A 22,442-nucleotide genomic window follows, 5' to 3' on the forward strand; every position below is an offset into this window, starting at 1 on the left:
CCGGCCGCGCCCTCCTCTTCGACGCCCTGCCCGCCGCCCACCACCAGCTCCTCGCCCACGGCCTCGCCGTCCGCGCCCTGCGCGCGGCGGGCGCGGACAACATCGGCGCCGCCCTCTCGCACGCCCCCGTCTGGACGGCCGGCGACACCGACGAGGACCGCCTCGCGTGATCAATACAGCTAGCAGCCTGGGCCGTAGCGGCGGAACACCCCCGCGTCGGCGGGGAAGACGCCGTACCAGGACTCGTGGCGGCGCCTGGAGGAGGAAGGCCGGAACGGGTCTCGGCCGCAGGGGTGGGAGCAGGTGCCGCACTGCGGGGATCCGGACTGCGATGAGGTGACCCGCCGGCGGGACACGACCGGCCACGACGGGCTGCCGACAACAACGTTGTGCCAACGCTGCCATCCGGCAATGCGGTTCTGACTAGGCTTGCACCGCACCCCTCAAGGAGCTGATGATGCCCAAGGGACTGCTGCAGGGATAGGTGACACCTGACCTGGCTTTCCGAGAGGCGGCCTGGAGGGATGTTGCAGTGCCTAAGCCGTATCCGAAGGAGTTCCGCGAGGACGTCGTGCGGGTCGCGCGCAACCGTGAGCCCGGCGTCACGCTGGAACAGATCGCCGCCGACTTCGGCGTCCACCCGATCACGCTGTCAAAGTGGCTGCGCCGTGCGGACACCGACGAGGGCGCCAGGCCCGCGACAGCGTCGGGTGAGTCGGCCGAGCTGCGCGAGGCCCGCAAGCGCATCCGGCTGCTGGAGCAGGAGAACGAGGTCCTGCGGCGGGCTGCGGCGTATCTGTCGCAGGCGAACCTGCCGGCAAAATGATGTACCCGCTCGTCCGCGAGCTGGCCGCCGCCGCTGCCCCTCACCGGGTGCCGGTGGCGGTGACGTGCCGGGTACTCAAGCTGGCCCGCCAGCCCTACTACCGGTGGCTGGCCTCACCGGTCACCGATTCCGAGCTCGCCGAGGCATACCGTGCCAACGCCCTGTTCGACGCGCACCGCGACGATCCCGAGTTCGGTCACCGCTTCCTTCTCGACGAGGCCCGCGCCGCCGGTGAGGCGATGGCCGAGCGGACCGCCTGGCGGATCTGCCGGGACAACGGCTGGTGGAGCGCCTTCGGCAAACGCAGGGGCCGCGGGAAGAACGCCAAGTCCGGGCCACCGGTCCACGACGACCTGGTGCGGCGCGATTTCACCGCGGACGGGCCGAACCGGCTGTGGCTCACGGACATCACCGAACACCCCACCGGCGAGGGCAAGCTGTATCTGTGTGCCGTCAAGGACGTGTACTCGGGCCGCATCGTGGGCTACTCCATCGACGCCCGGATGGAGTCCCGCCTCGCCGTGGCCGCGCTGGAGTCCGCCGTCGCCCGCCGCGGCCAGGTGGCCGGTTGCGTGGTGCATTCGGACCGCGGCTCGCAGTTCCGCTCACGGAAGGTTGCTGCCGTACTCACCCGGCACGGCCTGGTCGGCTCGATGGGCCGCGTCGGGGCCGCCGGTGACAACGCCGCCATGGAGAGCTTCTTCGCGCTGCTGCAGAAGAACGTCCTCGACCGCCGCACCTGGGCCACTCGACAGGAGCTGCGGATCGCGATCGTCACCTGGATCGAGCGGACCTACCACCGGCGCCGGCGCCAGAGACGCCTGGCCCGATTGACCCCCGTCGAGTACGAGACCATCATGACCCCACCCGCAGCTCTGGCTGCATAAACCCCGCTGTCACCCGATCATGCAGCAGCCCCGACTGGACCAACGAGCGACCGGTCAGAAAGTCACATGATCCGCCGGACAGGACCTAGGCCGTGTATCGAAAGTGGATCTTGGACTGTGAATGATCACGTTCCATGGGTCGGGGAGATCTCACGGACGAGCAGAGGGCAGTGCTGGAGCCGCTATTGCCGCAGGGTGTCAAGGCGGGGCGGCCACCCATCTGGCCTCGGCGGCGGCCGATCGACGGCATACGGTTCGGGGTCCGCACGGGTGTTCCGTGGCGGGACGTCCCCGCCGAGTATGGACCGTGGAGCCGGGTCTACGATCTGTTTCGCCGATGGCAGTGGAACGGTACATGGCACCGGGTTCTCACCCGGCTTCAGTCCCTGGCTGATGCGAAGGGCGCGATCACGTGGGACCTGAACGTCAACTCCACGGTGTGCCGTGCCCATCAGCATGCGGCCGGAGCCCCTCGGCAGGGTGCACTACAGAAAGAACCGCCGGGCGGCATGTTCACCGAGCCTGCTGATCATGGGCTGGGACGCTCGCGGGGCGGGTTCACTACCAAGTTGCACCTGGCGGTCGAGCAGGGCCAAAAGCCCATGTCCATCGTGATCACCGCCGGGCAGCGCGGCGACTCGCCGCGATTCGAGTCCGTGCTGAAGAAGGTCCGCGTGCCCCGCCTTGGGCCGGGTCGGCCGCGTGTCCGCCCCAACCGGGTCCGCGCGGACAAGGCGTACGCCTCCCGCAAGAACTGCGGCTACCTGCACCGTCGCGGCATCCGCTGCACCATTCCGGACAAGGCCGACCAGGCACGCAATCGCAAGAAGCTCGGTTCCCTCGGTGGCCGGCCGCCCGGGTTCAACGCCGAGGACTACAAGGCTCGGCATGCCGTCGAGTGCGGCATCAACCGTCTCAAGAGGAACCGGGCTGTGGCCATGAGATACGACAAGCTCGCGGGCAGCGTGAAGGGCCGCGAGCGTGACGGCTCCGCCGTAACCGCGCCGACGGTGGGCGGCCAGGGTGGAGATGTTGTAGATGCCGGCGACTCCGGCGTGGTGGAACACCTCGGCGGAGCAGACCGGACGGTTCTCCACGTAGCCCACCAGGTACCGGGCCGGGCAGGTCGTGGCCAGCGCCTGGGAAGCAGCCCCGGCGAAGAAGTCGCGGACGGTTTCGGCGGGTGGATTCCAGTTCGCGGCGAGGACCGTGGCGTAGTCGGCGAGCTGCTCGGGCGTGGTCACCGTTCGGATGTCGAGACCCGGGACAGAGGGACTCGGCAGGGTGTCGTCCAGCTCGGCCCACATCGCCGTCTCACGCTCGGACACCGGGAGACCGATCGCGGTCAGGCGGGTGGTGAGATCTGTCGGTGTCGAGGCGGGTCCCACCCACCAGGAGAAGCCGCGGCCGGTGCCGACCAGCGACCCGACAGTCTCGGAGATACGGGCCGCTGCGTCGCCGTTGGTGAAGCGGGCCGCTGCGACGATGTTGAACGTGTCGTCGTCCATGCCGCTGTCCGCGACCAAGAGGTCACCGGCCTCCACGACAGTCGCACCGAACATGCTCCGGTGCAGATGGCAGGCGTGTTCCGCCAGATTCCGCTCCATCCTGTCCGTCAAGTCGGCTTCATCGAGAAAGTAATCATTCATAGGGATTGATCCCAGCACGACCGAACGAAGAGCGGATGCCATTTTAGGCGGTGCCACGCCGGTGACCAGCACTTTCGATACACCTAGAGGTCGGCGACAATCGTCGCGAGCCAGAGGCCCGTTGCGGACGTGGCGACGGCGACGGCGGTGCCCGTGGGGGTGTGGTGTCCGCTCTGGGCGAGGCCGACGAGGACCGCGAGGAGTATAAGGGAGGCGTAGATGCGTTCCTTGAAGCGTTCGGCGCGCAGGGACGCGTCGGGTCTTGGCGGGCGAGGGATCGGCGTGGGGTCGCTCATCGGTGGTCCTCGCGGCGGATGTGGAGGCAGGGGGCGGGTCAGGCGGGCTGGGGCGGGTGGTGGTTGTCGGAGGAGCTTGTGCGGGAGAGCTCTTCGAGCTTTTCGATTCCCTGATTGAGCTCGATGAGCAGGGTGAGGAACTGCTGTGTGGTCGCAGGTTGCCAGCCTGTGGTCTCGATGAGGCGGGCAGTGCCGTACAGGCTGATGGCGCGGTCGGCGTGGAGTTGTTCAATGCCCTGGGGTGTGGGGCGGAACTTGCGGGCGATGCCGCCGTCGGGGTCCTGAATCCGTTCGACCAGGCCAAGTTTGAGCATGGCGTTGACCTGGCGACTGATGGTGGAGAAGTCGACCTGGAAGGTGTGTGCGAGTTCTTTCAGCGTGAGGGGGGCGGCGGCGGTCTCCATGCGGGTGAGCAGGATGTAGGCCGAGCGCTCCAGGGTCTGTCCGATGCGGGGGCCGCGGGAGCTGAGGAAGTGCCGTGACAGCAGGGTGAGCTCTCGTTCGAGGTCGTTCAACCGGCTTTCGTGTTCGTCCATGCCTGTGCCCTTTCACTCGCAGGGCCGTCCGTCTTCGCCCTCGCGCGGTCTAGTTGCCTTCTGGCCAGCATCTCCTCAGGTTGTGCATTATGCAAGTTGCATGTACCATGCAATACGTATGCATAATGCAACTCTGTTGGGTGGGTGTTTCACCTGTTCACTCGGCATCTGCCCGGCGAGCTGAATCCGCAGCCTTTGCCTCGACGGCATCATGCGGCCTGGCCGCCCGACGGCACTGCCGTTCCCCACCGCCCCGCCGGTTGAAAGGGGCCGTCCTCCGCGTTCGGGATCGCCCGCACGGGGGTGGACTGTCGCTTCGAAGGAACTTTCCATGGTCACCACCTCAACCCGCACTCCAGGCCCAGGCACGATCACCGCCGTGGTCGCGCTGAGCAGCGTCGTCGTGTCGCTCATGCAGACCTTCGTCGTGCTAATCATCCCGAAACTGCCGCAGATGCTGGGCCCCTCGCGTCCAACGCGTCATGGACGATCACCGCCACCCTCCTCGCGGCCGCCGTCGTCACCTCCATCACCGGCTGCCTCGGCGACATGTTCGGCAAGCGGGCGTCCTTATCACCAGCCTCGGCGTCCTCGTCGCCGGATCCCTCGTCTGCGCGGTCTCGGACAGCCTCGTGCCCATGGTCGTCGGCCGTACCCTGCCGGGCCTGGCCATCGGCGTCATCCCCGTCGGCATCAGCGTGTTGCGCGACGAGTTGCCCGCCGCCCGCGTCGACGGCGCGGTCTCTCTGGTCAGCGCCACCCCCGGCGTCGGCGGCGCGATCGGCCTGCTCCTGACCCTCGCCATTCCCGGCGCGCGCCGCACTCCCCACATCACCAGCAGCGACGCATCTCTGCCCACAGAACTCCCGGCCCCCGCCGGGGAACACTGATCACCCCACGGGCTCTGCCCGCCAGCAAGGAGTACCACCATGCACCGACTCCAGGACAAAGTAGCCGTTATCACCGGCGCCGGAAGCGGTATCGGGCGCGCTGCCGCCCAGCTCATGAGCGCGCAGGGAGCCAGGGTCGTCGTCGCCGACTATGACACCCAGGCCGCCCAGGAAACCGCACGCCTCATCACCGCAGCCGGCGGCACCGCCCTGCCCCTGACGGTCAATGTCCTTGAAGAGAACTCCATCACCACCATGATCGACGCCACCGTCGAGGAGTACGGCGCCCTGCACGTGCTGTGCAACCACGTCGGCGGAACCAATCCCCGCACCGACCTCGACCTGCTCCGCATGGACATGGACGAGTTCGATCGCGCCATCACCCTCAACATGCGCAGCACCCTCCTGGGCTCCCGGCACGCCATCCCCCACATGATCCGCGCCGGCGGCGGCTCCATCATCAACACCGCCTCCGTCGCCGCCCTCGTCGGCGACGTTCTTCAGACCGCCTACGGCGCCGTGAAGGCCGCCGTCGTCAGCATCACCAAATCCACCGCCGCCCAGTACGGACCGAAGAACATCCGCTGCAATGCCATCGCCCCCGGTGCCGTCATGACTCCCGCTCTGGAGAACAACCTCCCCCAGGAAGTGATCGAAAGCCTCAAGGCCGGCAACGCCCTGCCCTACCTCGGCTCCCCCGAGGACATCGCCCACACCATGGTCTTTCTCGCCTCCGAGGAGTCCCGCTACCTCACCGGACAGCTCCTCGTCGTCGACGGCGGCATGACCATGCAGTCCTCCGCCGCCCCCGGCCGCCGCGCCATGCTCCCCGCATAACCGCCTCCGAGGCATACGAAGCACCCTCGCGGCCTCCGCCCTCGGTGCGCGAGGTCCGGCGCACATGCTGCGTGCCCTCACGGCATCCCGCGAGTGAAGATCTCCAGCCCGCCAGGTGCAGATTCGGCCTCCGACCTCCTTGCGAGGGATCAGATATTCATGCAGCACCGTTGATCGTTCGGCGGCTTCCGTCAACGGGTCCGTGCCAGTCCAGGCACAGGACGGTGGCGTCGCCTTTGGGCTGTTGTCTGCCGTAGGCGTCGGCGACCACGCCGATCAGGGTGCGTACGACCTCGCGGGGGTGCTTGGTGGCGGTGTCATGGAGGAGGGCGGGCGGATCGACCGTCTCTGCTACGCGTTCCTGCATGCCGTTGGTTCGGCCACATTCTCACTGGTCATCGGTGCACCCTCCATGATCGGGAGTTACACCGAACGATTTGCAGTCCCACCTCCGCAGCGCGCAGCTCCCGCCGCGCGGTCGTCACGTCCACGCCGCCGGGTACGCGGCCGACAACGGCAGGGGGCATGTCATTACCCCCTGCGGCTAGTAGGGCTTGGTCATGTGCGGTCTGTGGCGGCGAGTCTTCTTGAACGGTCGTGTCGTTGACCGTGTGTGCTGAGTGAGAAGTTGGCTGCGGTCCGGTGTGATCTGGAGGACTTCGCGGCGGAGATGTTCGAGCCGTTCGCGCGGGCGGATCAGCGCCGGTGGGGCGGGGTCTATCTACGGGGTCTGTTGCTGGATGGCGGGCGCAAGTCGGTGGAGCCGATGGCCGCCCGCCTGGGCGAGGACGGGAACCGGCAGGCGCTGGCCCACTTCGTCACCTCCAGCCCTTGGGATGCGGCGCATGTGCGGGCCAGGCTGGCCTGGCGCATGCAGTCGGTCATCAAGCCCACCGCGCTGGTCATCGATGACACCGGCTTCCTCAAGGACGGGGGCGCGTCGGCGTGTGTGACCCGGCAGTACACCGGTACCGCGGGCAAGGTCACCAACTGCCAGGCCGGAGTCTCGCTTCACCTGGCTTCCAACGACGCCTCGGCGGCGGTGAACTGGCGTCTGTTCCTACCCGGGAGCTGGGATCCTGCCTCGCCCAAGGCCGATCCGGCCAAAGTGGCCCGCCGTGACAAGTGCGCCATCCCTGCCCAGGTGGGGCATGTCGAGAAGTGGCAGCTGGCCCTCGACATGATCGACGAGACGCGGTCCTGGGGCATCGAGGTGCCCCAGGTCATCGCTGACGGCGGCTACGGGGACACCGCCGCCTTCCGGCTCGGCCTGGAGACACGCGGACTCGACTACGTGGTGGGCATCTCGACCACAACCACCGCACAACCCGAGGACGCACGGCCGTCGACCCCGACCTACCTCGGCAGGGGCCGACGGCCGGTCCCTGCCTATCCCGAGTCGGCACAGCGGGTGAAGGACCTGGTCATCGCGGCCGGTAGATCTTCCGCACGGCCGGTGCAGTGGAGGGAGGGCTCACGGCCGGGCAGCGGCCGCAGGGGGTTCAAGCGCATGTACTCGCGCTTCGTGGCTCTGCGGATCAGGCCCGCCGGACGTGAGATCCGCCAGGCCACGACCACCGCCGAGCTTCCGGTCCGCTGGTTGCTGGCGGAGTGGCCCGCCGACCAGGACGAGCCCGTGCAGTTCTGGCTCTCCAACCTGCCTGAGACCACCCCGTTGCCCGTCCTCGTACGCACCGCGAAGCTTCGCTGGCGCATCGAGAACGACTACCGCGAGATGAAACAGGCCCTCGGCCTGGCCCACTTCGAGGGCCGGACCTGGCCGGGCTGGCACCACCACGTCACTCTCGTCTCGGTCGCCCACGCCTTCTGCACCCTGCAGCGACTGGCCCGGTCCCCAAAAGAGACGGCGTCGGCCTGAGCCTCTACCGAGTCGTCCGCGAGCTGCAGATACTCCTCGCGGTCTGGACCGGCGCCTGCCCCACCTGTCACCGCGACATGCCAGACCCCGCACCAACATGACCAAGCACTACTAGAACTCCTGGTCGGTCCCGGCCACCTACTCGCTGACGCGTCCCAGGTCAGTCCTGCGGACCTGGCCGGTCACCGCATATGGATCCCCGGAATCAGGCCGGGCACGGAGTGGGCGGCGTTCTACCAGGCGCTGTCCGAGGCGTTCGGCCTGAGCATCGACGCGCTCGGCCCCAACTTCGGTGACGAGGCCCTGATGGACGCGCTGGCCGATTCGGCTTCGCTGGCCACCTTGATCGGCAGCGGGGATCGGTACCTGTGGACGCAGACCCACGGCTTACGACGCATCCCGTTGCACGACCCAACCCCGATCTACCCGCACGTGCTGTTGTTCCGCAGCGGAGACCACCACCCCGTACTGACCGCGCTACGCGAGCATCTACGCACCACAGGCCCGCGTCTCCCGCACGACGTGTGGGCACCGGGCTGGGCAGCCCGCTGACCAGTCAACCGGATGAGGGCCCGTCTTCAAAGTTCCCGGAGTGGTGGATCACGACGGGATGATACGCCGTTATGAACTCACCGATCAGAAGTGGGAGTTGCTCGCTCCGCTGATACCGCGGCCGCGACAGGAGGTCCGCGTGTGTCGGACCGGCAGGTTGACAACGAAATGGTCTACAAGATCCGGACGGGATCTCCCCGACGGCACCGGAGCCCGGCTTGTCGGTGCGGTGCTCGCTGTGTGCGGTGCCTACCATGCCGCGGATGCCGGGCAGGTGGATGGGACCGACTGGAAGTGCTGGCCCTCGTCGGCCTGATCGTCGTTGATAACGCGGTGCCGAAGCTGGTGGCCTGCTGCGGTACGTGCCCGTGTCGCGTCCTTAGGGTTGGCCGCATGAGTGACGCGAGGATCGAGCACACACGGCTCGGTGAGGTCGAGGTCATCCGGGTGGTGGAGTGGCAGGGCGCGTACCTGCCAACCGCCGAGATGTTCCCCACGGCTCCCGCCGGGCTGTGGGAGGAACACGCCGAGTGGCTGGTTCCCGACCACTGGCGGCGGGGCGAGGACCGGACCGTGGTCGCGTTGCAGTCCTGGGTGCTGCGGGGCAGCGGGCAGACGATCGTGATCGACACGGGAGTGGGTCACGACCGCGACCGGCCCGGCATGGGACCGTTCCACCGGGGCCGCAGCAGGCTGCTCACCCTGCTCGACGAGGCGGGGGTGCCTCCGGAGAGCGTCGATTTCGTGGTCAACACGCATCTGCACGTGGATCACGTGGGCTGGAACACGGTCGAGGCGGGCGGTGAGTGGGTGCCCAGTTTCCCCCACGCCACCTACCTCATCCCGGCTGCCGACGACGCCCACTACGGCCCCGCCCAAGGGTACGGCCACGGCCGGCAGCCGGCCGACCGCCTGGTCTACGAGGACAGCGTCGCGCCCGTCCACCGCGCCGGGCAGTCCCTGCTCTGGGAGGGCGCCCACCGCGTCAACGACTTCCTCACGCTGGAGTCGGCTCCGGGGCACACACCGGGCTCGTCGGTGGCGCGGCTGGTGTCCGGCGGTGACCGGGCCGTCTTCGTCGGGGACCTGGTGCACAGCCCCGTACAGATCGTCGCCCCCTGCCATCACAGCAACTCCTGCCTGGACCCCGCGCGGGCGGCCCGCAGCCGCCGCCGGGTCCTCGCCCGCGCCGCCGACGAACACGCACTGCTCCTCCCGGGGCACTTCGGCGGCCCGGGCGCGCTGGAGGTGCGCCGGGCAGGCGGAGGTTTCGCGCTCGGCGCGTGGGCCGCCTTCGGCCCCAGTGCCGGGTGAAGCACACCCAGGCCATCCACCCGGTCCCCACCGTGCAGTCCGAGAGGGCGTTGTGGACCCGGTAGCGGGCGGACGACGTCCTGCCCTCCTGCCGGGAACAACGCATCGCCTTTCTGCCGTGCTCACCCCTCGGCAACGGAAGAGACGTCGTCCGCCCCCGTCTGTACTTCGGCGCACGCTGTCCCCCTACGAGCCCCCGGGGCCGGCCCGGTCGGCAGCGGCGAGACACTCGACGACGTCGGCATCCGCACCGTGGTCACGCGGCGGTCTCCGCAGGCAAGCATGGTCAGGTCGCGGCGTACCCCTACACCAGCGCCACCGTTGCCCGCCTCAACGCCACCGGCCAGCGCCGACACCGTGTTGCCGGCGGTGGCTGACCAGCGGCCGGGTACCACGATGACGGAGCCTCAAGTGCCCCGCTCACCGTGCGAGCGGCGAGCTACCGCCTGTGGACGGGCCGGTCACAGGAGCAATGCGTAGGCCAAGAAGAAGCCCGCCACCAGGGCGGCGACCGTCAGGATGGCGATGAGAGGGCCCATGGCCCATCCCTTACTCGTCTCCTGGCGGGGGCCCGCCCCGGACATGCTGCTTCACCGGGCGGTGTATCGCCCGGAGACACTCCGCCCCCGGGTTCCAGGCCGGGGGCCTCGCGCGGTTCGGGGTCCGGATTACCTAGACTCATGCACTCTGGGTACCCCTTTATGCCGATCCATACCTGGCGGCGACGTCCGGCCCGAGCGTCCGACTCGGGCTCAGTGGCGAACGGGTGAGCTAAGGGCTCGCAGAGAATCAACATGCTGACTTGATCTCTGTGGGGTTGCTGTTTGTGAGGAACGCGGTGACGTCGACGGGTGTGCGGAACCTGGCTGTTGAGGGTCGAACGGTGCAGCCGTGGGCGGCAAGAAGGGGCTGGATTTGGTGGACGGCCCTGGTGATGGTGCTGCCGTTAACGCCGAGGAGCTGGGTGATCAGGTCTCGTGTTCCGAGTTTGCGCAGGTAGAGAACGGTGACCAGGACTCGGTCGGCGGTGGTCAGCTTGTCCTTGGCTCCGGCTCCGCGAGCCCGGATGCGGTCTCCTCCTCGCTGTTGTGAGCACCCGCGTTCACGGAGCTCATCGAGTTTCTGAGACAGCTGGTCGACGAGCTCGTCCAGTGCCGTTTCGGTCATGCCGGTCAGTTCCGGGTTGCGCAGACCGCGGGCTCGCGACTGAAGCGGCAGGCCCCCGGCTGACCGCGGGGCCTCGGCCGCGTCGGCCGTGTCGCCGTGTTGTGGGTGGAGGGTGTAGTTCCAGTCTCCGTGGAAGCGGTGGCGGTGCATGGGGAGTGCGTCGATGTCTGTGTCGGTGACCTTGATGTCGGTGTCGTAGGTGCCCGGGTCGAGTTCCGCGTGGACTCTCAGCCCGGTGTGGGCAGTGGTTGCCTTGATGCTGTTCACGATGACGCTTGGCTGGTCAGGGGCCTGCCACGCCACCTCATGGAGATGTGGGAGAAGAGCCGGTGCTCGATCTTGTTCCACTTCGAGGTGCTCGGAGGCATGTGGCAGAACGTGATCTCCAGGCCCGTCTCGGCGGCCAGGGTGGCAAGTTCGGTCTTCCAGGCGCGCGTGCGGTATCCGTTGGAGCCGCCTGCGTCCGCGGTGATCAGTAACCGGGCGGCCCGAGGGTAGTCGTGACTGCCACGGGCTTGCCACCAGCGGCGGATCGAGGCAACGGCGAAGGCTGCCGTGTCGTGGTCGGTGCCGACGCTGACCCAGCCGGTGTTCGCGGCGACGTCGTAGATCCCGTAGGGGATCGCCTTGCCGGGTTCCTGCCGGTCCAGGAAGTCACGGGTCTTGACCTGGGTCGGAACTCCCTTCGGCTCCCACTCACGGCCCCCGTTCTCGTAGGGGCCGACCAGTTCCTTCTTCTTGGTGTCCACGCTGATCACCGGGTCGTCGGCGCCCACGTGTTCCTTGGCCCGGTCGTTGATGCAGTGGAACTGGGCATCCTGGTCGGGATGCTGGGCACCTTCGAGGGGCTTGACGTTGGCCTGGAGGCTGAATCCCTCCTCCCGCAGAAGGTCGGCGACGGTATCCGCCGAGACACGGTGGCCCTGCCTGGTGAGCTCGTCGTCGAGTCTGCGGGTGGATTTCGTCGTCCAGCGCAGCGGCGACATCGGATCCCCTCGCATGTCGGGCTCGACCAGCGCCAACAGCACGGGACGCAGTTCTGGATCCACCTCGGCTGCCCGCTTGCGCCCGCCACCTGGGCGGCGGACCCGGCGCAGGGGTTCCGCCCCGGCCTCCAGTTCGTCCACGCCCTTGCGGACTGTGGTCTCGCTGACTTGGGCCGCCTGGGCGACCGCCCGGATGCCGCCGTGGCCCAGGATCCTGGCCTCAGCCCTTATCAGTAGACGGCGCTGTCTCTCGTCCAAGGGTGGGAACAACACCGCGAACTTCAGACCGAGTTGATCACGGACCTCGCCAGATATGCGCATACCACACCAACGAGCCGAACCGTTGGGAGCAACACGTTGGTTCTCTGCGAGCCCTTACTCGGGAAAACGCAAGCGGCACGGCATGAACGTCCAGGTCCTCGCCGACCCATTCGGCCGACTGCTCTGGGCTTCCCCGGCTCTGCCTGGAGCCACACGGCCTGACTGCGGCCCGAAGTCATGGCATCGTCGACCCGCTCGCGGCCGCAGGACTGAAGTGCTGGGCGGACAGGGCCTACCAAGGCGCCGGCCGGCACATTCGAGTCCCCACCACGTGGTTCTGAACGAGAGCGGAGCCCGTGACGGACTCGACTGGAGTTCCGTGATCGTCGATGCCGCCTTGCTGCGCGCGAAAATTCGAGGAACTTCCTGTCGCTGACCGAGACACCCCTCGAAAGCGCTCACCGACCTGACAATCGATATGCGCGAGGTCCGGGCTCCGGACGAATCCGGCGCCCGCTTTGAGGGCGAACCGGCGGACGGGATTCAAGGCGAGTGGCGTGGGAAAGAGAAAACCAGGTCCCTCGGCTGTGCCCGGCTTCCCACCCGGGTGCTTTTCAGACGGCGGTGGACGATCAGTGGTGCACACTTCTCCCGAACCCGGTGCACATGACGGGAACGACGCCCAGGAGGGCGAGATCCTCGCCCTCCTGCTAAGCCTCATCGACGCTCTGGCGGCTCTGGAACGGAGTCATGAACGGCTCGTACGTGAGCTGAGGTATCTGCACCCGGCCGCGGAGGGCGACGACCACGCGGTGGACGAGCGGGTGGGTGCCGGCTTCACCGACTGGTGCAGGGCGTCCGGTCTGACGGAACGGGAGAGCCAGACACTGGCAGCGCTGCTCACTGGGGCAACAAACCGGAAGATGGGACGCGATCTCGGTGTCACTGAGCGGACGGTGAAGAACACCCTGCGCTCGGTATACGTGAAGCTCGGAGTGTCGGGGCGATCAGAGGCGATCAGCAAGACCATGGCGCACCTGGTGGGGCGCCGGGGCTACCCGTAGCGTCTGGGTCCGGGCAGTCGCGGTGGTCCGGTCGTCCCTTCGGTGGAGCATCCTCCGGTTCCGCCCGGGGCGCGGGGGAATCAGTGCGTTCTGATGGTGGTTCCACCAGTTCCCGGAGGATTTCCAACGCGGTGATCGCGTGGGGAAAGCCCGCGTAAGGCAATGTCTGCAGAATGGCCTCGGAGACCTCCTCCCGGTCCAGCCCCGCCCGAAGGGCCGAGTCGATGTTGGCGCGTGTCGCGGTCGCCGGAGCGCCCAGGGCCGTGAGGGCTGCGAGCCGGACGAGAGCTCGCTCCCGCAGAGGCAGGACGGTTCGCGCCCACACGTCCGCAAAGGCGAAGCCCAGCAACAACTCCTCGAAGTCCGGGGCCACCTCGCGCAGGCCGTCGGTCATATCACCGCCCAGCCGGGGGGAGAGCAGGTGCATCATGGCCCGGCCGCGTGCGAGGCGGTCCGCGGGATCGTTCATCGTCGCTCCTCCGGTTCATGGCACCGGTTTCACCGGGCCGTTCCTTCGTACGGGGCTGGGCGGGGTGTCAGCGGCCGGTCGCCGGGCCGCCTTGCCACGTCAGCCCTGCAGCCGCCATGCGCTGCACAGCCCGAGTCAGGGTTCGCGTCGCCGGTCCCAGGAAGAGGCGGACCTGGTCCTGTCCGGTCGCGGGGAGTTCGCCCGGAGTGGTCATGTGCCCCTCCCCCAGGAGAACGCCGCTGCGGCGCAGGCAGAAGGAGCGGTAGGACCCGTCCGTGCGGGCGTCGTACCAGGGAGGTGTGCGCATCAGGAGGTAGGGACCGCACGGGCCGATGAAGAACGCGTCCGGCGGGTAGCCGAGTTCCCCAGTGAGGTGCCGGGTCATGTGGGCTCGTTTAAGGGCGTACTCCCCGCGTTGCCGGGCCAGGTAGTCGTCGCTCTCCCGGCTTCCGAGCCAAGACGCCATGGCTGCCTGGAGGGGGACGGAGGAGACGAAGCCGTATTCGGGAAGGAGCCGCCCCAGCAGGTCTTCCAGCACGGCCGGAGGTCCCGTCAGCGCTCCGATTCCCCAGCCGTTGCAGTGGAACTGCTTGCTCAGGGAACGCACCGCCAGCCATGGTGGACGCCGTGTCGCGGGAAGGGCGCCGAACTCCTCCAGAAGGATTCGCAGAGCGGAGACCGGGGTCACCCCCGGTTCATGCAGAGCGTAGTACGCGTCGTCGACGAGGACGCCGCTCCCCACTTCGAGTGCCGCGCGGATCATCGCGCGTACGGTGTTCTCGGCCCAGTTGGCACCGGTCGGATTGTGCTGGGCGTTGACGACGAGGAGGAGCGGGCCCGAGGTTTCCGCCCGGGCCTTCCTCAGGATGCGTGCGACATCGCCGGGGTCGGGCCGGTATTCCGTCTCGGGATCGAGAGGGAACCGGTGGACGTAGTAGCCGAGCGCTCCAAAGACCCCCGGGTAGTCCCACCCGGGTGAGGAACACACCACGGCCGGGCGGGCGTCTGGCTCACGGGACCGATCGGCCATGAGCCGTCCGAAGTGGAACATGGCGTTGCGGGTTCCGCCGTGGGAAACGGCCACTTCGTACTCTTTCCCCAGTCGCGCCGACGGGGGTAGCTGGTGCTCGGTGGGGATGCGGGAGCGCAGCATCTGCCTCAGCGCGGGGAAGCCGTAAGGGCTGAGGACGTAACCGTGACCGTGCGGCGGAACATCCTTGCCGAGGGCGGTGACCAGCCCCGGAGCGGCCCCGTTCCAGGTTTCCCCCAGGCTGAGGTAAATGATGTCGGCCACCTTCCTGCCGGCCGCGGTCGCTTCGCGAAGCAGTTCCGTGTCCTCGTACGGGTTGTAGAGGTCGCCGTCCCTGACCATGGTCTCCGGCACGCTCATGTCGTGTCTCCTTCCGTTGGGTCCGTGGCGTTCCTGCTCCGTGGGGTGACGGGCACGGCCGCGGCGGTGAGGTCGGCACGCGGAGGCCCGGCCGAGGGACGTGCGGCACCTGTCGTCCCACCGGTATCGCGCCGTTCTCACGGCCACGGTTCTCGGTTGACCGGGTTCCTGCATTCCATGTGGGGATCCGGCCGGTACCTTCGGCCGGATCGGGCGGTACCCGCCGGCGCGCGGCAAGGAGCCGTGATCCGATGGCACGCACCGGCCACACGGCTGGTGCGTGGGCGAGCCGGCGTGCGGGTAAACAGCCGGAAGGCCCATGCGGTGGGTACCGGGGCGATCTGGCCGTGCCTGGGGCCGCCCGACGCGAAAGGACGCGCGGCCCGGAAAGAGCCTTTCCGGGCTGGACCGAGCGCGTGACGCGGGGTGACCGCCCTCTGCCACAGATCCGCCGATGACCGGAAGGAAGTCGCTCATGTGGAAAGCCCTTGACCGACTGGCCCACCGCCACGATCTGGAGGAGGCGGAGGCGAGACGCGCCATGTCGTCGGTGATGCGGGGCGAGGCGTCGCCCCTGCAGGTGGCTGGCCTCGCCATGGGGCTGGCGGGAAAAGGGGTCACCGCAGGTGAACTCGCCGCGTTCGTACGGACGGTGAGGGAGTTTTCGGAGCCCTTCCCCGGCTCTTCCGAGGTGCTCGACACCTGTGGCACGGGAGGCGACGGACACGGCACGTTCAATATTTCGTCCACGGCGGCCGTCGTCGCGGCGGCCTGTGGCGTGCCCGTCGCCAAACACGGCAGTCGGAGCGTTTCCTCCCGGTGCGGCAGCGCCGACGTCCTTGAAGCACTCGGGGTGAACGTCGAGTTGTCCCCCCAGGCAGCGGCCCGCTGCCTGAAGGAGGCGGGCATCACCTTCCTCTCGGCCACGGTGTTCCACCCCGCCTTCAAGCACGCCATGGGGCCGATACGGGAACTTCGGGTTCGGACCGTGTTCAATCTGCTGGGGCCCCTATGCAATCCCGCACAAGCGGAGTACCAGATCATCGGGGTGCCTGACGAGGACGCGTTCGAGTTGTTGGCCGATGCCCTGGAACTTCTGGGGGCCGCCCACGTGATGGTCTTCTGTCCGCGGGACGGCCTGGACGAGCTGAGCACTTCGGCGTCTGCCCGGGTGGTGGAGATGAGGGGGGGGCCGGACCCGGCGTTATGTGCTCGACCCGGTCGCGCTGGGACTCGCCCCGGCGGCGCCCGGTTCGCTCACGGGTGGAACACCGGAGCAGAACGCCGACCTGACACGCAGGGTGCTGGCTGGGGAGCGAGGACCTCGCCGCGACATCGTCCTGCTCAACACGGCGGCGGCGCTGCGGATCGCGGGCGGGTACGAGGACTGGGGCCGGGCGATGGCGCGCGCCGCCGAAGCCATCGACGACGGAACCGCGCACGACGTGCTCGACCGGTGGGCACGGGTGTCGCAGTCGCGGTAAACGCTCGCGGGGCGGAAAGCCCTGGTCCGGCGGCAGCGGAAACTCGGACGAGATTTCCGTGGGTCCGGGGCGTAGTTGTGTTTCGCTTTTCCATCGGAGGGACTCAAGAGGAAACAGAAAGCCATTGGTGCAGAATTCGACGCAAGGCATCCAAGAAAGAATAAAAATCGATTTACATGCTCCCGCGAAAGGCGTAGGAAGGAAGCAGAATCCCTTCGGGCAATAATGTGTGGGGCACGTATGCGAGTGGTCGAATCAACATCCGAGGACCAGTGTGTTGCCGAGCGGTGGATGAGGGAGTACCTCACCAGGGAGCACGAGGACCTGGGGCGCGGAGGAGCGGTGTGTCCTTTCGTCGGACCCGCTTGGGAGGCGGGGGCGATCCGTACGGAGAGCCTTCGAGCGGAACTCGCGGACGGCACGGAGGAACTGGTGGACTCCCTGCGCGACCGCATGCAGTACTTCCGGGACCTTCCGGTTCCGGAAGGAAAGGAATCCCTCGCCGTGTTGGTGGTCCTGATACAGGGCCTCCCCCGGCACCGTTGGCGTCTGCTCGACACGGCGCAGCGCCGTTTGAAACGGGAGGCCGTGCGGGAGGGTCTGATGGTGGGGCAGTTCCATCCCGACTGTCCGGAACCTGCTCACTGGAATCCCTCCTTCGCGGTGTCCAGGTCGCCGCTGCCGCTCGTGGCGGTCCGGCACATGGCCTTCCACGACATCCTTTTCCTGCACACGGACCCGTTTCTGTTCGCCGAGTACCGGAGGAGGTTCGGAAGCAGGTACGAGGACGGCAGGAAAGTGCCGCAGGAGTTCCGCACACTGTACGAAGGAGCGCCCAGGCTTCCCGTCCCGACCGGCAACTCGTACATCGACTACCAGAGCGTCACCCTGCTCCACGCCCTGCACCAGCCCCGTACGGCGCGCCAGGCCGAATCCTCCTTCTACCTCGCCGGACAGGCCAAGGAACTCCTGTTCTCGCTGGTCCTGGGAGAGGTGCGTGCCGCTCAGGAGGGGATTGCCACCGATGACCTGGGCCGGTCCTCCTGGCACGCGCGGCGGGCCACCGCCGGATTCCGGCTCCTCGGTGAGTTCTGGGAGCTGTTGTCCACACTGTCGCCGGCCGAGTTCCACTCCTTCCGGGACGCGCTTGGGGACGCCTCCGGCAGCGGCTCCTACAAGTACCGCGAGCTGGAGTTTGCGCTCGGCGTCGCGTCTCCTTCCATGGCCGCAGCGTACGAGGGGGTGCCCGGGGTCGAGACCGAGGTGTACCGGGCCCTGCACGACGCGAGCCTCTACGACGACGCGCTAGGCCTGCTGGTGCGCCGGGGGCTGCTGAGCGCGAGGGCTCCGGGACCGGACCGCGACGTGCCGGCGATCCGTGACGCCTGGGCGAGGATCCACCGCGAGGAGACCGTCTCCGGCGAGCTGCTGCGCTGGGCGGAGTCGCTGATGGACCTTGCCCAGGCCTTCGGCAGGTGGCGATGGCTCCACCTGCTCACCGTGGAGCGGATCATCGGGTACAAGCCGGGGACGGGCGGCACCACCGGCGTCGCGTGGTTGCGCCACGTCGCTTCCCAGCACGCCTTTCCCGAGCTGTGGGAAGCGCGGTCCTCCCTGGAGGGCAGACCCGTCGACGATTGTCCCGTCTCCCCCCGTTCCCCTTTCGATCCCGGACCGGGCACGTCACAGGAACAGGAGCGGAAATGAACCGTCAGAACGTGGCCCGAAGGATCCGGGAAACCTACGAACGCGCGACCCCCGCCTCCGCCGACGCCTCGCACCGGGCGGCCCGTTCGCTGCCCGGCGGTGACACCCGTTCGATGACGTGGTTCGCCCCCTACCCCCTGTTCCTCGTACGGGGGGAGGGCACACGGGTCCAGGACGCCGACGGGCACTGGTACGAGGACATGATCGCCAACTACGGGGCCCTGGCCCACGGTCACAACCATCCGGCGCTGGTAGCAGCCGTCACCGGACAGATGGCCCGCGGCACCGCACCTGGCAGCCCGGTTCCGCCCCAGTACGAACACGCGGAACGACTGCGCGCCCTCAACCCCTCCCTGGAACGCGTCAGGTACTGCAACAGCGGCACGGAAGCGACCATGTGGGCGGTCCGTACCGCGCGCATACACCGGCCGCGACCTGATCGTGAAGATCGACGGCGGCTACCACGGAACCCACGAGTGGGGGCAGGTCAACGCCTTCTTCGCCCCGCACCGGACCGCTCCGGCGCGTTTCGCGGGGGTGCCCGAGGCGCGGCTGGCGTCTGGCGTCACCCTGTCGACCGCCGCCGACGTCGTGGCGATACCGTACAACGACCTCCCCGTCGCCGCGGCGGTCCTGCGCCGACTGGGCGAACAGGTCGCCGCCGTCATCGTGGAACCGGTTCTCGGTGTCGGCGGCGGCGTCCCCTCGGCACCCGGTTACCTCGCCGGACTGCGGCGTCTCACCCGGGAGACGGGCGCCCTGCTCGTGCTCGACGAGTGCGCCACCCTCCGGCTCGGCCCCTGGCAGGTCAAACACGGTGTCGTCCCCGATCTGACCACCCACAGCAAGATCGTCGGAGGCGGGCTGCCCCTGGGCGTCTTCGGCGGACGGGAGGACGTCATGGCCCTCTTCGACCCCTCCGGTTCCCAACCCGTCTACCACGCCAGCGCCTTCGGTGGGAACAGCCTCTCCCTGGCCGCCGGAGCGGCCGCCCTCGACCACTTCGGTGCGGACGAGATCGCCCACCTCGACCTCCTGGGTCACCGGCTGCGCGCGGGACTGGACGCGGCGGCCGCTTCGGTAGGGGTAGCGGGCCGGTCGGTGGGAGAGGGCGGTCTCAGCTACTTCCACTTCGGGAGCACGCCCCCGCGCGACGCGGCCGACACCGCTCGTCTCCGCGAAGGCAGGGCGGAGTTGCGGTCGTTGCTGCACCTCAGTCTCCTGCACGCCGGTTTCCTCACCGCCCCGCACGGTCTGTTGTGCCAGCACGTGCCGACCTCGCCGGAAAGCGTGGACGCCCTCGTGGACACCTACGGCAACGTCCTCGACGACCTGCGCCCCTACATCGCCGTCCACCATCCGGAATTGCTGGAGAAGGACACCGTCCGCACTCGCCGGGACGCGCCGTGAGCCGCCCGTCCGAACCGACGGCCTGGACGCTCGCACAGGCCGTCGCACACCTGCGGACGGGCCGCACCACCCCCGCCGCCTATCGTGAGGCCCTCGCCGCCCGTACCCACGAGCACGCGCACCTCAGCGCATACCTCTACGAGACGTTCCACGGTCACGAAGCCGGATGCGACGGTCTCCTGTCCGGTGTGCTCCTCGCAGTGAAGGACAACATCGACGTGGCGGGTGTGCCCACCACGGCGGGCACACCCGCCCTGCGGGAACACCTCCCCTCGCGCTCCAGCACGGTCTGGGAGCGCTGCGCGCGGGCCGGTGCCGCCCTGGCGGGAAAAACCGCGCTGCACGAGCTGGCCTACGGCACGACCGGTCATCACGCCCTGGGGCCGCCGGCGCTCAACCCCTCCGCACCGGATCACCTAGCCGGCGGCAGCAGTTCGGGGACCGCCGCGGCCGTCGCCGCACACCTCGTGCCGGCGGGCCTGGGCACCGACACCGGGGGTTCCGTCCGCATCCCGGCGGCACTCTGCGGCATCGTCGGGTTCCGGCCCACCCTGGGCCGGTACCCGGCGGGCGGGGTGGTGCGCGTCTCCATCAGCCGGGACACGGTCGGCGTGATGGCCCGCGACGTTCGTGACGTTCGCCTGCTCGACCGGGTCCTGACCAATTCCCAAGCCCGTGCAAGCACGCCGCCTCCTCGGGTTCCCCGGGCCGTACTTCCCGCCCCTCTCTGGGAGGATCTCGACCCGCGGGTCGAACAGGTCTGCCGGGCCGCCTGCGAACGGCTGAGCGCCGCGGGCTGGGAACTGGTCGAACGCACGCTGCCCGGTTTCTCCTGGCACGAGGTGCTGCGAAGCGCGACCCTCGTCCCGGCGAGTGAGACCCGCTGCGCCCTCGCCGGCTATCTCGCCCGCCACCCCGGCGCGCCCGAGGTGGACGAAGTACTGCGCGCAGTGTCGGGCGAGGACGTCCGCGAACTTGTCCTGCCACTGCTCGGAGGCGGTGGGCCGGACCGGACCGCCTACAAAGAGGCCCTGCACCGCGCCCGACTGCTGACGAGCCGGCTGAACACCCTGAGGGGGCGGGAGGGAGCGCACGTGCTGCTGGCACCGACGACCACGCTTCCGGCTCCCGGGAAGGATGTGCGCGCCACCCTGGTCCTCCCCTCGGGCAAGGCGTCCACCTTCCTCACCTACATCCGCAACACGGCGATGGCAGCTGTGACGGGGAGCCCGTCCATAACGGTCCCGGCCGGCCGCACCGCCGCCGGTCTTCCGGTGGGCCTTCTCCTGGATGCCACCCCGGGCGCGGACACGACGCTGCTCGCCGTCGCCGAACGGGCGGTCGGCCTCCTTTCCGGGCGGGAGGACGTGTGACTTCGGACGTGTACGACGACGGCCCGCCCTCCCCCTGGGGCAGCGAGCATGTGGACCTGAGCGTGTACGCACGACGGATCGGCCTGCGCGACCTGGGCTCCGGCGATCCCGTGGACAGGCTGCGCGCCCTCCACCGAGCGCACGTGGGCGCCATCCCGTTCGACAACCTCGACCTCGTCGCCGACGTCTCGATCGGACTCGGCCCCGCGGAGATCCTACGCAAACTGAGTGGTCCACGAGGCGGCTGCTGCCACGAGCACAACCTGCTGTTCGGCTGCGTCCTGGAACACCTGGGCTATCGTGTGGACAGGATCGCCGCACGCGTGCGTCTGGGCGGCGAAGGACCGCGCCCCCGCACCCACATGGCACTGCGCGTCCGGCGAGGCACTCACACCTGGCTGTGCGACGTCGGGTTCGGTGTCCAGGGCTTCCTCGAACCATTGCCTCTGTACGACGGCGCGACGTCCCACCAGCTCGGCCAGACCTTCCGCGTCCGTGCCCTGTCGTCCCCCTTCTGGACCGTCGAGGTGTACCAAGAGGACGACTGGACGGCGCTCTACCACTTCACCCTCGAACCCCAGCAGCCCGTGGACTTCGTCGTCGCCCACCACTTCCTGGCCACCCATCCGCGCTCGATGCTGCGCAGGACTCCGCTGCTCCAGCTGACCACTCCAGAAAAGCGCCTGCACCTGCGGGGACTCGACCTCCTGGAGATACGGCCCGGTGTACAGCACACGCGCAGGTTGACCCGCATGTCGCTCGAAGCGGATCTGGCGTGCTTTGGCATCCGTCTGCCCCCGGATCGGCTGAGCGACCTCGCGCGGCGTCTCTTTCCCCTCCCGCTGGAGGGGAAAGAGACGCCGTGACGGCGACCGTACATCCGCTCCGCCGGAGCCTCAGCTGACCAGGACCGCCTTGGAGAGGTGTCCCGCCTTTCGACTGTGTAGCACGGCGGCCCGGACATTCGAGAGGTCGAACGTCTCAGCCTCAGGGACCTCGATCGTGCCGTCGGCCAGTTGGGCGGCGGCCCGCGCCATCACATCACCGACCTCTCCGGGGGTGAGCCGTGACAGGCGCTCGGGAAGCCAGAAGCCCGTCATGGTGATTCCGCGGAACAGGAGGTCCTCCGGGCGGACGGTGACGGGCAGGCCGGACAGGAGGCCGTAACTGACGAACCGGCCGTGCGGACGCAGGACCCGGAGCGACAGGTCGGCGACCGGGCCGCCGACGGCGTCCACCACGGCGCGGATGCGAGGGCGCGGGAGGCGAGTTGCTCGACGAGTCATTCGTCATGCGAGCGGAGGCCCTTTATCTGGTGCTGGGTATCTGGGTGGTGTGTTTGGTCTGCTTGCTGTGTCAGGTGGTTGCGGCGCCAGTGCCGGGCTTACGGGATCTGGGCGGCGGCTTGGCGGACGCGTGCGCTGTTGTCGGTGCGGAGTTGTTTGAACTTGCTCCGCTTTGACGG

Annotated in this window: 16 protein-coding genes and 9 pseudogenes; 16 read left to right on the top strand and 9 right to left on the bottom strand. The window is 68.6% G+C overall.

The window, feature by feature from the left end:
• The 3 genes and pseudogenes from AMK24_RS35060 to AMK24_RS31735 all read left to right on the top strand — a co-directional run.
• A pseudogene (locus AMK24_RS35060) lies at positions 1–161 on the top strand (beta-glucosidase); the annotation flags it as partial.
• Between the two features lie 371 nt (positions 162–532).
• Positions 533–1,713, top strand: a protein-coding gene (locus tag AMK24_RS31730) for an IS3 family transposase (protein WP_107427517.1) whose coding sequence is annotated in 2 segments (ribosomal slippage) — positions 533–817 and positions 820–1,713 — 1,179 coding nt in all. Because the reading frame shifts where the segments join, the coding sequence is not laid out codon by codon here.
• A 134-nt stretch (positions 1,714–1,847) separates the two neighbouring features.
• Positions 1,848–2,672 (top strand): annotated as a pseudogene (locus AMK24_RS31735) (IS5 family transposase); the annotation flags it as partial.
• Here AMK24_RS31735 and AMK24_RS31740 read toward each other — a convergent pair.
• The 3 genes and pseudogenes from AMK24_RS31740 to AMK24_RS31750 form a co-directional block, all read right to left on the bottom strand.
• Positions 2,580–3,320: pseudogene (locus AMK24_RS31740) on the bottom strand (GNAT family N-acetyltransferase); the annotation flags it as partial. The pseudogenes AMK24_RS31735 and AMK24_RS31740 sit on opposite strands and share 93 nt — an antisense overlap.
• Before the next feature lie 125 nt (positions 3,321–3,445).
• Positions 3,446–3,658, bottom strand: coding sequence for a hypothetical protein (locus AMK24_RS31745; protein ID WP_242435345.1), 213 nt, complete (start codon positions 3,656–3,658; stop codon positions 3,446–3,448).
• Between the two features lie 38 nt (positions 3,659–3,696).
• Complete coding sequence (locus AMK24_RS31750; protein WP_073772350.1) at positions 3,697–4,194, bottom strand: MarR family winged helix-turn-helix transcriptional regulator; 498 nt, start codon at positions 4,192–4,194, stop codon at positions 3,697–3,699.
• Between the two features lie 638 nt (positions 4,195–4,832).
• Here AMK24_RS31750 and AMK24_RS35370 point away from each other — a divergent pair.
• Both AMK24_RS35370 and AMK24_RS31760 read left to right on the top strand, forming a co-directional pair.
• Positions 4,833–5,084, top strand: a complete 252-nt coding sequence (locus tag AMK24_RS35370) for a hypothetical protein (RefSeq protein ID WP_073772351.1) — start codon at positions 4,833–4,835, stop codon at positions 5,082–5,084.
• A 39-nt stretch (positions 5,085–5,123) separates the two neighbouring features.
• Positions 5,124–5,921, top strand: coding sequence for an SDR family NAD(P)-dependent oxidoreductase (locus AMK24_RS31760; protein ID WP_073772352.1), 798 nt, complete (start codon positions 5,124–5,126; stop codon positions 5,919–5,921).
• A 157-nt stretch (positions 5,922–6,078) separates the two neighbouring features.
• Here the strand turns inward: AMK24_RS31760 and AMK24_RS31765 are convergent, their stop codons facing one another.
• On the bottom strand, positions 6,079–6,288 hold the full coding sequence (locus tag AMK24_RS31765; RefSeq protein WP_338012717.1) for a hypothetical protein: 210 nt from the start codon (positions 6,286–6,288) through the stop codon (positions 6,079–6,081).
• 246 nt (positions 6,289–6,534) lie between these two features.
• Here AMK24_RS31765 and AMK24_RS31770 point away from each other — a divergent pair, with 246 nt between their 5' ends.
• The 3 genes and pseudogenes from AMK24_RS31770 to AMK24_RS31780 all read left to right on the top strand — a co-directional run bounded on the left by AMK24_RS31770 (position 6,535) and on the right by AMK24_RS31780 (position 9,666).
• On the top strand, positions 6,535–7,800 hold the full coding sequence (locus tag AMK24_RS31770; RefSeq protein WP_073772353.1) for an IS701 family transposase: 1,266 nt from the start codon (positions 6,535–6,537) through the stop codon (positions 7,798–7,800).
• A 111-nt stretch (positions 7,801–7,911) separates the two neighbouring features.
• A pseudogene (locus AMK24_RS35070) lies at positions 7,912–8,352 on the top strand (LysR family transcriptional regulator); the annotation flags it as partial.
• A gap of 393 nt (positions 8,353–8,745) precedes the next feature.
• A complete protein-coding gene (locus AMK24_RS31780; RefSeq protein ID WP_073772354.1) occupies positions 8,746–9,666 on the top strand; it encodes an MBL fold metallo-hydrolase in 921 nt (306 codons plus the stop codon).
• 461 nt (positions 9,667–10,127) lie between these two features.
• On the opposite strand, the pseudogene AMK24_RS31785 reads toward AMK24_RS31780, so the two are convergent.
• Together AMK24_RS31785 and AMK24_RS31790 are read right to left on the bottom strand one after the other, a co-directional pair.
• A pseudogene (locus AMK24_RS31785) lies at positions 10,128–10,462 on the bottom strand (DUF6480 family protein).
• Positions 10,456–12,140 (bottom strand): annotated as a pseudogene (locus AMK24_RS31790) (ISAzo13 family transposase). The pseudogenes AMK24_RS31785 and AMK24_RS31790 overlap by 7 nt, the downstream one beginning before the upstream one ends.
• Positions 12,141–12,195: 55 nt before the next feature.
• On the opposite strand from AMK24_RS31790, the pseudogene AMK24_RS31795 reads away from it, so the two are divergent.
• Both AMK24_RS31795 and AMK24_RS31800 read left to right on the top strand, forming a co-directional pair.
• Positions 12,196–12,406 (top strand): annotated as a pseudogene (locus AMK24_RS31795) (transposase family protein); the annotation flags it as partial.
• A gap of 309 nt (positions 12,407–12,715) precedes the next feature.
• Entirely contained in the window at positions 12,716–13,144 is a 429-nt protein-coding gene (locus tag AMK24_RS31800; RefSeq protein WP_158072193.1) for a helix-turn-helix transcriptional regulator, read from the top strand.
• On the opposite strand, the gene AMK24_RS35520 is transcribed toward AMK24_RS31800, so the two are convergent.
• Positions 13,098–13,613 carry a carboxymuconolactone decarboxylase family protein gene (locus tag AMK24_RS35520; RefSeq protein ID WP_073772356.1) on the bottom strand — a complete coding sequence of 172 codons (516 nt, stop codon included), beginning with the start codon at positions 13,611–13,613 and terminating at the stop codon, positions 13,098–13,100. The genes AMK24_RS31800 and AMK24_RS35520 overlap by 47 nt on opposite strands.
• Positions 13,614–13,680: 67 nt before the next feature.
• Positions 13,681–15,003: a pyridoxal phosphate-dependent aminotransferase gene (locus AMK24_RS31810; protein ID WP_073772357.1), complete on the bottom strand. Its 1,323-nt coding sequence runs from the start codon at positions 15,001–15,003 to the stop codon at positions 13,681–13,683.
• Positions 15,004–15,544: 541 nt separating this feature from the next.
• Here AMK24_RS31810 and trpD point away from each other — a divergent pair.
• The 6 genes and pseudogenes from trpD to AMK24_RS31835 form a co-directional block, all read left to right on the top strand.
• Positions 15,545–16,135, top strand: a pseudogene (gene trpD / locus AMK24_RS35275) (anthranilate phosphoribosyltransferase); the annotation flags it as partial.
• A gap of 76 nt (positions 16,136–16,211) precedes the next feature.
• Positions 16,212–16,487: a hypothetical protein gene (locus AMK24_RS35280; RefSeq protein WP_274535091.1), complete on the top strand. Its 276-nt coding sequence runs from the start codon at positions 16,212–16,214 to the stop codon at positions 16,485–16,487.
• Between the two features lie 240 nt (positions 16,488–16,727).
• On the top strand, positions 16,728–18,194 hold the full coding sequence (locus tag AMK24_RS31820; RefSeq protein WP_079190739.1) for a tryptophan 2,3-dioxygenase family protein: 1,467 nt from the start codon (positions 16,728–16,730) through the stop codon (positions 18,192–18,194).
• A gap of 113 nt (positions 18,195–18,307) precedes the next feature.
• Positions 18,308–19,604 (top strand): annotated as a pseudogene (locus AMK24_RS31825) (aspartate aminotransferase family protein).
• Positions 19,601–20,977 carry an amidase family protein gene (locus tag AMK24_RS31830; RefSeq protein ID WP_158072194.1) on the top strand — a complete coding sequence of 459 codons (1,377 nt, stop codon included), beginning with the start codon at positions 19,601–19,603 and terminating at the stop codon, positions 20,975–20,977. Before AMK24_RS31825 ends, AMK24_RS31830 begins: the two are co-directional and overlap by 4 nt.
• Positions 20,974–21,843, top strand: coding sequence for an arylamine N-acetyltransferase family protein (locus AMK24_RS31835; protein WP_073772359.1), 870 nt, complete (start codon positions 20,974–20,976; stop codon positions 21,841–21,843). The genes AMK24_RS31830 and AMK24_RS31835 overlap by 4 nt, the downstream gene beginning before the upstream one ends.
• A 30-nt stretch (positions 21,844–21,873) precedes the next feature.
• Here AMK24_RS31835 and AMK24_RS31840 read toward each other — a convergent pair whose 3' ends face one another.
• The gene (locus AMK24_RS31840) at positions 21,874–22,218 is read right to left on the bottom strand and encodes a zinc-binding dehydrogenase (RefSeq protein WP_158072195.1); all 345 of its coding nucleotides are present in this window, start codon (positions 22,216–22,218) and stop codon (positions 21,874–21,876) included.
• Between the last annotated feature and the right edge of the window lie 224 nt (positions 22,219–22,442).

This window comes from Streptomyces sp. CB02366 (genome assembly GCF_001905905.1).
In the GTDB taxonomy this organism is placed as follows: domain Bacteria; phylum Actinomycetota; class Actinomycetes; order Streptomycetales; family Streptomycetaceae; genus Streptomyces.